The sequence below is a fragment of the Parafilimonas sp. genome (genome assembly GCF_051953455.1).
Classification (GTDB): Bacteria; Bacteroidota; Bacteroidia; order Chitinophagales; family Chitinophagaceae; genus Parafilimonas.
This window is the reverse complement of record NZ_JBQCIT010000020.1, coordinates 1-12212: the sequence shown is the minus strand read 5'-3', so window position 1 is coordinate 12212 and position 12212 is coordinate 1. Positions and strand designations below refer to the sequence as shown.

Genomic DNA, 12212 nt, shown 5'->3' with positions numbered 1-12212 from the left:
GACAGGGGAATTGCGAAGCAATCATTGAGTTAAATGAAAAAAAATTTTTTAATCGAAATAAATCTCTCGACATACAACGGCTCTGAATTTTTTCAGCCAGCCTGAAATTTAGGAGATGTCTCGTTACCTCGACATGACGGTGCAAGCCGTTACTCGTTTACCTATTTTCTTCCTGTAGCAGCAAGATCTCAGTTACAAAACTAAACCACTCCGACCGTCATTTCGACGACAGGGGAATTGCGAAGCAATCATTGAGTCAAATGAAAAATCATTTATTATTGAAATAAATCTCTCGACATACAACGGCTCTGAATTTTTTCAGCCAGCCTGAAATTTAGGAGATGTCTCGTTACCTCGACATGACGGTGCAAGTGCTTGCTTAATTATCCAACTGCATTTACATTAAAAATTCTCAGAACAACCACAACCCTTTGCATATAATGCCCAACAGTCTGCTACCAAAAATGTAGGCTCTCCGACCGTCATTTCGACGATAGGAGAAATCTCCCGTACTTGAACCAGTCTGGATTTTTTCAACCAATCCAAACATTCAAGAGCAGGCTCCCGTTTACACGGGAATGACGTGTAAAAGCGTGTGTTACTACCCGCACCCAAAGCTTGTTAGAACAAACCACAATCACCAGCCCATTCCCCAACGGCCTGCTGCAACGAAGTTATTTTAGGACTATACTGCCCCCGTTACCGGCTGTTTCCCGGTACTTCCTTCATAGTTCCTTCATAGTTGAAGCATGGGCATTCATGACGGCAAGGGTAGCCCGCTGATAACGGAAATCTTTTCTTTGAATAATACAGCCGCCCGCTCGTGCAGGGCTTCAGCCTGTTCAGACAAAAGGTCAATATCATGGTCGCTTATTGTAAACTGGCTGTTGTAGCGGGATTCTTTATAGGCTTTTTCAAGCAGTAACAGCAACCGGTTTTCTTCCGCTTCATCAGGGGAAAACAAATATTCGATTTCCGGCGCACAGCGCTTTAATGGTTTTTTTAGCTCCCGCAGGCAGTGCGTTTTTATACAACTGCCCAGCAATGCCGTTATTAAACCCCTGAGGGTTAACTCAACTGCCTGCTGCAGCATAAACGCTGCCATGACATTGTCGCTTTCACCGCGGTAATTACTGGCGCCTTGTAAAAAGCTGCCTGCTTTTTTATGGGCTGTATCAAATGCAATAATCGCTTTTTTTGCCGGCACTTGTAAGGCTGCTTTATCCGGTTCAGGCAGTTGAAAAGCATTGGTGGCATATACGAGGTTTTCTTTGCTGCAGGCAATGGAAAAATAAATATGCCCTTCCTTCAACTGCTGTTGTATTATTTCTTCCTTATGCAAAGACACATGAATAACCGCATCATCCATATTGGCCATCGTAATAACCTGTTCGTACTGCGCAAACGATGTTTTGGAAGCCGGTGGAATTACTGCCAGCAGGTCAAAATACTGATGGGTATTGTCGTCACTGTTGTGATACAGCAGGAATAAAGCGGAGGGCGATAATGCTGTTATTAAAAAAGCAATTACCTTATCTTTTGTGGCAGGCGGTTGCTGCTCCGGCTGCTCATGAAGCCTGTTATGCATGTTGTATGCCTGCCATTCTTTAGCTGCCGCGTCTAATAAATCCAGCAGGCTGTTGAAAGGAAGAAGAAGCTCTTCCAGGTAAAGTGCCACGCCGGTTTTTAAATCATAATCAAGAAAATCAATGAACAGGCGCCGCAGGCTTTGGCTGAGTAATGCTGTGTCGTTAAAGGTTAAAAACCTTTGCAGGTCATCCTGCAGGTCTTCGCTGATGGTGTATCCTGTTTGCATGGTTATAGGTTTTATGCGTATGAAGTACGCCTTTGTGTTTGGGATAAATTATTCCTGCGGTTACTGTTTTATCCCATGCAGGAGGATTTTTTAGCACTACCTTTTTATGCTGTACTTTTTTATCTCATCCACAATATTTTTGATGTTTCGATGAATGCGCTGCATTTGCTTGTCCAAAAAAGTACCCCCGCCTGACCGGGGCCAGTCGGGCAGGAAAAAATCAAGAGCGGATGATATTGTTCAGTATCATGTTTGTTTTTTAATTGTCTTCACGAACTTCCTTCGTCGGTTTCAGCACATTCGCTCATTCGCCTTGATTTAGCTTTATGCTGATGATTCTTCAGCAGTTGAACCTTGATGCTGATTTCGATCCGTATTATCGTCGGCTATATGTAAACATACATATGCAGACTTATAACCTGCGTACCTGTTATTCAATATGCTTTACAAATAACAAAGTCGCTGTCATTATTTTATCTTTATACCCTTAAACCAGGTTATATTATATGGAAAAAACCATACACGAAGGCCGCAACGTAAAACGCATCCGCGAAATGCTGGGTATTAAACAGGAAACCCTTGTCCTTGAACTCGGCGACGACTGGAACCAGAAAAAAATATCTCTGTTAGAAGGTAAATAAACCATTGAACCGCAACTGCTGGATGATGTAGCCAAAGCGCTAAAAGTGCCCGTGGAAGCGATTAAGAATTTTGATGAACAAGCTGCAATAAATATTATTGCAAACACTGTAACAAACTATGACAACGCTTCTGTTTTCAACTACTATCCAACATTTAATCCTATCGATAAAATAATTTCTCTGTATGATGAAAAGATTGCTTTGTATGAGCGAATGTTGAAGGACAAAGACGGGATGATTGAGGAGTTGAGGAAGCTTACTAGTAAATAATAATATCTATATGCTGCATAAGTTTATTTATCACTTCCAATGTTGGAATTAATAACTATTGGGCCCGGAATAGTCTGATACGATTACTGCAAACTAGGTAAATGAATTTACTGCGTTGAAAAAACGCTGAATAATAAAATTTAATAACTTAGGCAATTGTTTAATGCAGGCTAACGAAAGCTGAATGTAATAAACCCGGGCTTTTAGATTGAAATATAACTGCTGAACCTGCGATAGCCCAAATTTTTACAAAGTGCAGAAAAAAAGCGACTTGCGCCGCTTTAAATGTTTTCACAACGGAATAATCCTTATTGTGATTTGCTTTCGGATGTAAAATCCGAAGATTACTTATTCAGCAGTAATTTTCTTTAGTTGATTAAGCAATTCATTTAGATAAGTTTCTTTGATCTGCCAGACAATTTCGTAATCAATGTCAATATAATTCATGCACAATGCGGTTACGGAAACCACGTATCTTATGCCATTCATATCAGGATACTTTTCTTTTAATGGTTCACTAACCCTGTTCGCTGCTTCACCTATTATTTCAAAGTTTCTTATGACTGCATCAGATGTTTTGCTGTCATCGCAAAATTGTTTAAAGAAAACCCTTCTGTATAAGTATATATTTTTTCGGCAGCATCAATCATATCCTGCACCAGTAAATTATCGGCGCGTTTAGACATATTGTATTTCTTCTTTAATAAAATCAAATGTTTTTTCTCTTAAGCCCTTTCGGGAAACAAGGTCAACTTTTCGTTCGAAAATCTTTTCAAGATCATCTGCCAGTTCAATAAATTCAATACCTACAGGCCTGGTAAATTCTACAATTACATCAATATCACTCTCGGGGGTAAAATCATTTCTTACAACAGAGCCAAATAACCCCAGTGTTTTTATGGGATAGTTTTTCAGCAATTTTTGTTTTTGCCGAGAAAGAATTTGGAGGTATTGGTGAGGATGATGCATTGTTTTACAAAGTAATATTTATTATAACAACCTATTGAAGCAAATGCTTCAATACGGAATAATTCTTATTGGATTTGCTTTCAGGCACAAATTTAAATTGTATAATTATTTACAATTACGGGTTCACGTATTTTTAATCTCTTGATTATGGAGAACCTTCATGTAGGCATTAATGAACTATGATTGTTCATTGCAAATCAGGAAAATGAATTTACGACGTTGAAAAACGCCGAATAATAAAATTTAATAACTTAGAGTTATTGCATCATGCATACTAACGATGGTAATAAACCCGGACTTTTAGATTAAAATGAACTGCTGAACCTGCGATAGAGTCCAACACGCGTTACAAAGCATATAAAATAAAATGCTCCCGTATTGTAAGACGAGGCGCTTAATGTTTTTCACAACGGAATAATACATTATTATGGATTGAATTTTAAAACCCTGTAATCGATGATTGTTAAAATAAAAAATCCTACGGAGTACGCAGGATCAAGAAATTCTTCGGCTTATAGCCTTGTTGTGATTTGTCTTTCAAATCGAAAATAATAATATTAAACTTTTAATCAAAACTTTTATGAATAATATTTTAGGAATTGATTTAGGCACAAACTCAATAGGCCTTGCGGTGCGAGAAAGCGATGATTTCAATTGGTATGGGGTATATACTTTTCGCAAAGGAGTAGGCGAAGGAAAGTCTGGCGAGTTTTCCTTTGCAGCAGAACGCACAAAGCATAGGTCTACCAGGCGACTGTATAATTCGAGGAGATATCGAAAATGGGAAACATTAAAAGTTTTGATTGAGAATAATTATTGTCCATTGCCATTCGATAAACTTAACGAATGGAAACACTATAGGAAAGGAATAGGCAGAATATTTCCCGTAGATAATATCGAATTTGGTAAATGGATAAAGTTAGATTTTGATGGTGATGGCATTCCTGATTATTCAAGTCCTTACCAACTAAGACGAGAATTAATTTCAAATAAACTTGACCTGACGAATCTGCAAAACAGATATAAAGTTGGAAGAGCCTTATACCACATTGCTCAAAGACGTGGATTTAAAAGCAGCCGCAAAATTGGTGCTAATGAAAAAACAGCGGTTTATAAAGGGAGCAATGAAACTAAAACAATTGGCCGTAATGAATATGAAAAACAAATTATTGAAAATGGCTCTTTGGGTGCCGCTTTTGCGTATTTAGAAGATCAGGGAATACGCATTAGAAACAGGTACACTTTACGCTCCGACTATCAAACCGAAGTTGATAAAATTTTAGAACATCAAAATATAACAAATATTAATTTTAAAGAAAATGTACAAAAAGCTATTTTCTTTCAGCGACCGCTTCGTTCTCAAAAAGGTTTAATCGGCAAATGCACCTTAGAACCAGGTAAACCTCGCTGTCCGGTTAGCCACCCCAAGTATGAAGAATACAGGGCTTGGTCATTTATCAACAATATCAAGTATCGTACAAACGGCAATGCAGAATTTGAACCTTTGCCACTGCCATTAAAGGAAAAACTATACAATGAAAAATTCTTTTTAAAAAGCAGGGATTTTGAGTTTTCTCAAATTAGGAAGTTCATAAAAACCCATGGCGGAAAAGATTGGGAATCGAATTACACCCATAAGATGGATGACATTTCCGTTTCTGCCTGCCCTGTTTCAGCTCGTCTGAAATCTGCTTTTGGTGATGATTGGCAAAACTTTGAAAAGACCATAATCAGAAAAAACAAAAAAGGGGAAGATGAATCTGTCAGATACCGTATGGATGACATCTGGCATATACTGTTTTCGTTTGAAGACGAAGAATATTTTGAAGAATTTATCGGGAGTGTTTTGGAATTTGATGAGGAGCAAGTTAAAGAACTGGCTACTTTGTTTAATTCATTTCCTGTTGGGTATGCTAATCTAAGCCTCAAGGCAATCAACAACATTCTTCCATTTTTAAGAGAAGGAATTATTTATTCAGAGGCTGTAATTCTTGCAAAAATTCCTGAACTAATAGGCAACGATCTGTTTGTAAGAGATAAAGAAAAAATTCTTGAAGGCATAAGATGCGTTATAAAAAGTAACAGAGAGGAAAAGATAGCTCTGTCTATTGTTAATAATTTAATCTTTAAATATTATGCACTTGATTATACTGAGAGATTCGGGTGGAAAGATTCATCTTATCAGTTGGTAGAAAGCGATTTAAAAGATGTTGAAACTACAATAAAAGAACATTTTGGCGAGAAAACATGGGAAACAAAAGATGAAAGATATAGGCAAAACCTCATTGAAACTGTTACTCAAAAATATCAGGAGTTTTTTGCATCCTCAAAACGAGAACATGTAAAACTTCCGCATTTGGTCAATCAGGTAAAGCAATTCATTGCAGATAATTTTGAAATAGACGAAAAGAGGTTAGATAAAATATATCATCCTTCACAAATTGCTATTTATCCTAAAAAGGAAGGTCAGGAATATTTATTAAGCCCCAAAACTGCTGCTTTCAAAAATCCAATGGCTTATAAAACTCTATACAAGCTTCGGGATGTGATTAATTATCTGATTGAAACCGGTAAAATTGATGCGGACACAAGAGTTGTAGTTGAAATAGCAAGGGAATTGAACGATAGCAATAAAAGGTGGGCTATTGAAAAATATCAACGTGATAGGGAAGTTGAAAACCGGTCATTTGCTGCCGCCATCGGTGAACTTTTGAAAGAAAAAGATTTTCAAGGATTAGCAAATCCTGAAAGCGATTCAGACGTTGACAAATTCAGGATATGGACAGAACAGCTTGAAAAATATGATGAAGTAAAAAAAGAAATAAACTCCATTGAGAATAATAAAAAATTATCTGTTTCTGAAAAAGATATTCAAAAATACCGTTTATTGAAAGAGCAAAACTGTTGCTGCATATATACAGGCAAAATAATCAGTCTTACAGATTTGTTTGATGCCAATAAAATTGATTTTGAACATACCATTCCAAGGAGTAAATCTTTTGATAATTCATTAGCAAATCTTACCGTTTGTTATGCAGACTATAATCGAAGTATAAAGAATAATCGTCTACCGGTTAACTTACCCAATTATGAAAATGAGTCCCATGGATATTCGGCTATAAAACCCAGATTAGAAGGTTGGGAAAAGAAGCTATATTCTTTACAAAAACAAATAGAAACCCAAGTCAAGAATTCAAAATATGCAATAGATAAAGAATCAAAAGACAGGGCAATTAGGGAGCGGCATCTTTTGCAAATGGAATACAACTATTGGAAAAACAAGTTAGACAGGTTTACAAGAAAAGAAGTGCCGGCAGGTTTCGTAAATAGTCAATTAGTAGATACGCAGATAATTACAAAGTATGCATTACACTATTTAAAAACAGTTTTTGATAAAGTAGATGTAATAAAGGGCAGTATAACTGCTGAGTTTCGTAAGATTTATGGAATTCAGCCGAAAGATGAAATAAAAGACAGGAGCAAACATTCACATCATGCCATAGATGCTGCTGTATTAACACTTATTCCTTCCCCAAAAAAAAGGGAAGAAATACTTAAAAAAGCATATGAATATGAAGAGCAAAACAAAAAGAAACAATATCGTGAAAAACCATTTGCAGACTTTAATTATTCAATGATTGAAGTAATTCAAAGAAATATTCTAATTAACAATATAGCTGATAAAGACAACGTATTGGCACCTGGTAAAAAAAATGTTAGGAAACGAGGAAGGGTAGTGTGGTTAGACAAAGAGAAAAAGATACCTAAAGTAGCAACAGGTGATTCTGTACGAGGTCAATTGCATTTAGATACTTTTTATGGTAAGATTAAAATTGCAGCTAAGGATGAAAATGGAACTTTGATTAGGAACGAAAGTGGTGTTATTCAATATGAAAAAGATAAGAACAGCCAAGATAAATTTAAGATGGCTATTAGAAAGTTAATTGATAACGTAAATTTCAAAACTGATATTATAATAGATAATCACTTGGCGGAGCACCTGAAAAATCAATTAGAGAGTGGCATTAAACAAAAAGCTTTAAAAGATTTTAATGGAAACACAATTCGTCATATAAGATGCGAAGCAAAAGCAGGTCCAGGGTTATTAAATCCAGAGAATGTAACTATTGTTAAAGGACAAACTAACAGGTCAAAAAAAGATTACAAAAACTATTATTACACTAACACTGGCGACAATTATATGTTTGGACTTTACGAAAATGAAAATGGAAGAAAAATAATATCAATAAATGTTCTCGAAGCAACAAGATATTCACTTGAAAAAAACAAAGACAGTAAAAGAGAAATATTTAAATCAATAGAACCAGTATTAATTGGAACTGGCAAAAAGGCAAAAGAATCCAATTTAGTTCACATCTTTATTTCTGGACAAAAAGTTTTGTTTTTTTTAGAAAGAAAAGAAGAACTGAAAGATCTCGCTCAAAGTGAAATAAGTAACCGTTTATACTTTATCAAAAGATTTCATCAGGCTGAAAGAGGTAACATAGTATTTCAACATCATTTAGAAGCAAGAAGTGACGAAGAATTATCTAAGGAGTTAGGTACACTCGGAAAGAATGGATTTTCTATTGATAAATTAACAAATACCTTTTCACCTCCGAGAATATTATTTACACCTAATAAAGATGTTTTTGTTGTTGAAGGAAAGGACTTTGAAATGAAACTAGATGGAAGTATTGAATTCAAATTTTAGCTTATGATCAAACGCACCATCTGCATAGAAAACCCCTGCCACCTCAAATGCCGCAATATGCAGATGGTGGTGAATTATGAACACATAAAAGGTTACGAAAACCTTCCCGAAAAAACAGTACCGATAGAAGATATTGGCATACTGGTTTTGGAACATCGGCAAATCACCATCAGTCATTTTTTATTAGATAAGCTGGTGGCCAATAATGCGGCGGTTATAATATGCAACGAAACCCATCATCCCAGTGGCATGATGCTGCCATTGGAAAGCAACAGCATACAAAGCGAAAGGTTCAGGGCGCAGATAGAAGCCACAGAACCATTGAAAAAGCAGTTATGGCAGCAAACCATCAAGGCAAAACTTTACAACCAGGCAGCCGTTTTAAACAAATGGAACATTCAGCATAACTATCTTACAAAAGCAGCACAGTCTGTAAAAAGCGGCGATGCCGGCAACAACGAAGCCAAGGGTGCGGCATACTATTGGAGCCATTTGTTTCCCGATGCCTGGCTGTTTTTCCGCAAACGTGAAGGGTCGCCGCCCAACAACCTGCTGAATTACGGGTATGCTATTTTAAGGGCAACAATGGCAAGGGCAATTAGCGGAGCAGGATTATTGCCGGCGCTGGGTATATTTCACCGCAACCGTTATAATGCCTATTGCCTGGCAGACGATATTATGGAACCTTACCGCCCGTTTGTAGATGCAATTGTAAGGGGCATTATAGATAAAACATCATCGGTAGAAGTGCTTACACAGGAACTGAAAGTGCAGTTGCTGAAACTGCCAACGGTTGATGTGTTGTTAGGAGACGAAACCAGCCCGCTGATGATTGCTACGCAAAGAACAGCGGCATCACTGGCGAGATGTTATACAGGCGAACAACGAAAATTGCTTTATCCTGAGATGCCATAAAATAAAACCCCGGGGGGGTTTGAAATTCTCGGGGTTTATAAACAATAGCTTTATGCGCCAATTCAACGACCCGTTTTTGCCTGATAAGTATTATCATGTTTTCAACAGGGCAGTGGGAAATGAGCAAATGTTTAATGAACCGGAGAATTACCGCTATTTTCTTGAAAAATTAAAAGACCATATTTTATGCATAGCTGATATCTTCTTTTATTCTTTTCTGCCCAATCATTTTCATTTGTTTGTACGCATCAAACCACAAAATGTTATTGAAGAAAAATTTCAGCTTTCAAAAATTAAAGCGCAACAGCAGAAATATGACATCAACCGTTCATTATTCATATCGGAACAATTTGGCAACTGGTGCAATGGATATACCAAAGCTTTCAACAAAAGGTATAACAGGAAAGGCAAACTATTTATGGACAATCTTAACAGGAGATTGATTGATTCCGATGCTTATTACAGTAAGATTATTCATTATATTCATGTTAATGCGGTGCAGCATAAATTGTGCAGGGATGTAGAAAGCTGGCCATATTCATCTTATCATAGCATTATTAATAATAAAGTGCTATGGCTTGCGGTGAATGAAGTGCTTGAATGGTTCGGGGGAATAAATAACTTTATACAATTCCATAAGCAGCCAATAAAACCCCGAGGGTTTTCGAAACCCTCGGGGTTTGACCATCTTCAATGAAATCAAACCGCCTAAATGCATATCGTATTATGTGGGTATTAGTTTTTTTTGATTTGCCTACAGAAACCAAAAAGGAGCGGAAGATATACGCCGACTTCCGCAAAAAGATTCTCCAGGACGGGTTTGCCATGTTCCAGTTCAGCATTTACCTGCGCCATTGCAGCAGCATGCAAAATGCAGAAGTGCATATAAAACGTGTAAAGAAAATTTTACCCGAAAAAGGCCATATAGGCATCATGACCATCACTGATAAGCAATTCGGGATGATGGAAGTTTTTTATGGAAAGAAATTGGCTGAACCTCAAAATATTCCCCAGCAACTGGAATTATTTTAACGTGAGTTCTGGATAAGAAATATTTAAACCCGAATTACCAAATTAAAGATGACTGCAATTATAAAACGCTTCGAACATCATTTCGACGATAGGAGAAATCTCCTGGATTGTAGAGGGTTTGAATAATATCTTACCATTTTTCAATTCAATCCACAAATAAAATGGTTGTTTTAAGGTATTTTAATTTGGCTCCAAACCTTAATTTCGGGAGATTTATTTCGTTTAATAATTGTTTTTCATTGGCCTCAATGATTGCTTCGCAATTCTCAGTCGCATGAATGATCCTGGTAAAAGAAAATGATTTTGAAATACTCCTTCGAAATGAGGATCACTGACTAATCTTATCCCGAACGCACGTTATTTTAAGTAAATCATTGCAAGGCACGGAGTAATTGGAGCTTTTAGGAAAGTTAAAACCCTGCGAACTTAAAATGTTCACAGGGTTTAAAACGCATTTTTTTGATCCTAATTTTCTTTGAAACCTTTGATACATAAGGCTTTCGGCTAAAGCTGTTGTATTCAAAGATCATCAGAATAAAGTTTGAAAGCAAATCACAACACGACATATGTTTGCGTTTCAACAGCATCTGTTGTATTCAAAGATCATCAGAATAAAGTTTGAAAGCAAATCACAACCATGCCGCAAGTATGGCATTCTTTTCAGCTGTTGTATTCAAAGATCATCAGAATAAAGTTTGAAAGCAAATCACAACACAGGTGAGCAAGTTTTCTTTATAAATGAGTTGTATTCAAAGATCATCAGAATAAAGTTTGAAAGCAAATCACAACTCGCTTACGAGATCAGTAACTTTTATCATGTTGTATTCAAAGATCATCAGAATAAAGTTTGAAAGCAAATCACAACTATCGCCTTCGTTTGTGTATGTTTTAATTAGTTGTATTCAAAGATCATCAGAATAAAGTTTGAAAGCAAATCACAACCGGATGTACAGACGACCTCTACATGGACAGGTTGTATTCAAAGATCATCAGAATAAAGTTTGAAAGCAAATCACAACATGAAGTGGAAAGTAGGCAACAGCACAACGGTTGTATTCAAAGATCATCAGAATAAAGTTTGAAAGCGCAGGAAAAAATGTGCTGAAACCGGCGAAGGGGTTCGTGAAGACAATTAAAAAACAAATATGATACTGAACAATATCATTTTTTCTTGATTTTCTTTCCTGCCCGATTGACATCAGTCAGGCGGGGGTTACTTTCTTTTATCAGGAAATGCGAAGCATTCATCGAAACAAATTAAAAAACATGTATGAATGAGATAAGTGTTTGCAGCAACTGCATTTCCTGTTTTTTATTCATCCTGGTGGAATTAACAATATCGGCAGTGATAACAGCCTGTAGCATCTTAATTCGTTTAATTAATCGAATTTATCAAATTTTCGTATAAATAACCGAATTGTTTTGCCCGTCATTTCTTTACCTCACTGTTGATTTAACCGTTTATTTCTTTCCCTTTCATTTTTTGCTTACGGAAGTTGATTATCAAGTGCATAGCAATCGTAACTCCAAACCCGGTAAAGTATCAGTTTGCGGGTCACATCTGTTTCACCAGTTCATACAAAAGGCGCCTTTTGCGGTTCAGTCACGCCGAAGGTGGGATTGAAAAAATCCAAAGGATATTTTTTTAAAGAAGCGCAGGCAGCGCCGTTGTATGAACGAGGCCATGCGGCCCTGAGCTATAAAACTTACATTACTTAAGAGAAAAGAAAGTAACAAAAGATTAAATAACAATTATTCATTCTCTAATTGATCCACGAGAAATATTGCCTGTCTGCAATGCCGGTTGGAGAGAACACCAACCGGTAGAAAAAGTGCATAGCAATCGTAACTCCAA

The 12212-nt window shown here is 36.7% G+C and carries 10 protein-coding genes and 1 CRISPR repeat array; of the genes, 6 read left to right on the top strand and 4 right to left on the bottom strand.

The features are described from left to right. Positions 1-757: 757 nt before the first annotated feature. Complete coding sequence (locus ACTHN6_RS08440) at positions 758-1816, bottom strand: HEPN domain-containing protein (protein ID WP_440435309.1); 1059 nt, start codon at positions 1814-1816, stop codon at positions 758-760. A 506-nt stretch (positions 1817-2322) separates the two neighbouring features. Between ACTHN6_RS08440 and ACTHN6_RS08435 the strand changes: the two genes are divergently transcribed. Next, positions 2323-2457, top strand: a complete 135-nt coding sequence (locus ACTHN6_RS08435) for a hypothetical protein (protein WP_440435308.1) — start codon at positions 2323-2325, stop codon at positions 2455-2457. Positions 2458-2508: 51 nt separating this feature from the next. Beyond that, complete coding sequence (locus ACTHN6_RS08430) at positions 2509-2727, top strand: hypothetical protein (protein WP_440435307.1); 219 nt, start codon at positions 2509-2511, stop codon at positions 2725-2727. 348 nt (positions 2728-3075) lie between these two features. On the opposite strand, the gene ACTHN6_RS08425 is transcribed toward ACTHN6_RS08430, so the two are convergent. Genes ACTHN6_RS08425 through ACTHN6_RS08415 form a run of 3 tightly spaced genes read right to left on the bottom strand, consistent with a single transcriptional unit; the run spans position 3076 to position 3696 of the window. Continuing rightward, positions 3076-3270 (bottom strand): hypothetical protein, encoded by a 195-nt coding sequence (locus ACTHN6_RS08425; protein ID WP_440435310.1) that lies wholly within the window; start codon positions 3268-3270, stop codon positions 3076-3078. Positions 3271-3284: 14 nt separating this feature from the next. After that, positions 3285-3413 carry a hypothetical protein gene (locus tag ACTHN6_RS08420; protein WP_440435306.1) on the bottom strand — a complete coding sequence of 43 codons (129 nt, stop codon included), beginning with the start codon at positions 3411-3413 and terminating at the stop codon, positions 3285-3287. After that, positions 3406-3696: a nucleotidyltransferase family protein gene (locus ACTHN6_RS08415; protein WP_440435305.1), complete on the bottom strand. Its 291-nt coding sequence runs from the start codon at positions 3694-3696 to the stop codon at positions 3406-3408. Before ACTHN6_RS08415 ends, ACTHN6_RS08420 begins: the two co-directional genes overlap by 8 nt. Before the next feature lie 580 nt (positions 3697-4276). Here ACTHN6_RS08415 and cas9 point away from each other — a divergent pair. Genes cas9 through cas2 form a run of 4 tightly spaced genes read left to right on the top strand, consistent with a single transcriptional unit; the run spans position 4277 to position 10357 of the window. Beyond that, entirely contained in the window at positions 4277-8410 is a 4134-nt protein-coding gene (gene cas9, locus ACTHN6_RS08410; RefSeq protein ID WP_440435304.1) for a type II CRISPR RNA-guided endonuclease Cas9, read from the top strand. Positions 8411-8413: 3 nt separating this feature from the next. Next, positions 8414-9325 carry a type II CRISPR-associated endonuclease Cas1 gene (gene cas1 / locus ACTHN6_RS08405; RefSeq protein WP_440435303.1) on the top strand — a complete coding sequence of 304 codons (912 nt, stop codon included), beginning with the start codon at positions 8414-8416 and terminating at the stop codon, positions 9323-9325. A 52-nt stretch (positions 9326-9377) separates the two neighbouring features. After that, complete coding sequence (locus ACTHN6_RS08400) at positions 9378-10022, top strand: transposase (RefSeq protein WP_440435302.1); 645 nt, start codon at positions 9378-9380, stop codon at positions 10020-10022. A gap of 29 nt (positions 10023-10051) precedes the next feature. After that, complete coding sequence (cas2, locus tag ACTHN6_RS08395; protein WP_440435301.1) at positions 10052-10357, top strand: CRISPR-associated endonuclease Cas2; 306 nt, start codon at positions 10052-10054, stop codon at positions 10355-10357. Between the two features lie 512 nt (positions 10358-10869). Then, positions 10870-11453: a CRISPR direct-repeat array (repeat unit 47 nt; unit sequence GTTGTATTCAAAGATCATCAGAATAAAGTTTGAAAGCAAATCACAAC). Between the last annotated feature and the right edge of the window lie 759 nt (positions 11454-12212).

Coding starts and splice junctions, on each gene's coding strand:
- ACTHN6_RS08440 (WP_440435309.1), bottom strand. CDS start 1,816: ATGCAAACAGGATACACCATCAGCGAAGACCTGCAGGATGACCTGCAA.
- ACTHN6_RS08435 (WP_440435308.1), top strand. CDS start 2,323: ATGGAAAAAACCATACACGAAGGCCGCAACGTAAAACGCATCCGCGAA.
- ACTHN6_RS08420 (WP_440435306.1), bottom strand. CDS start 3,413: ATGTCTAAACGCGCCGATAATTTACTGGTGCAGGATATGATTGATGCT.
- ACTHN6_RS08415 (WP_440435305.1), bottom strand. CDS start 3,696: ATGCATCATCCTCACCAATACCTCCAAATTCTTTCTCGGCAAAAACAA.
- cas9 (WP_440435304.1), top strand. CDS start 4,277: ATGAATAATATTTTAGGAATTGATTTAGGCACAAACTCAATAGGCCTT.
- cas1 (WP_440435303.1), top strand. CDS start 8,414: ATGATCAAACGCACCATCTGCATAGAAAACCCCTGCCACCTCAAATGC.
- ACTHN6_RS08400 (WP_440435302.1), top strand. CDS start 9,378: ATGCGCCAATTCAACGACCCGTTTTTGCCTGATAAGTATTATCATGTT.
- cas2 (WP_440435301.1), top strand. CDS start 10,052: ATGTGGGTATTAGTTTTTTTTGATTTGCCTACAGAAACCAAAAAGGAG.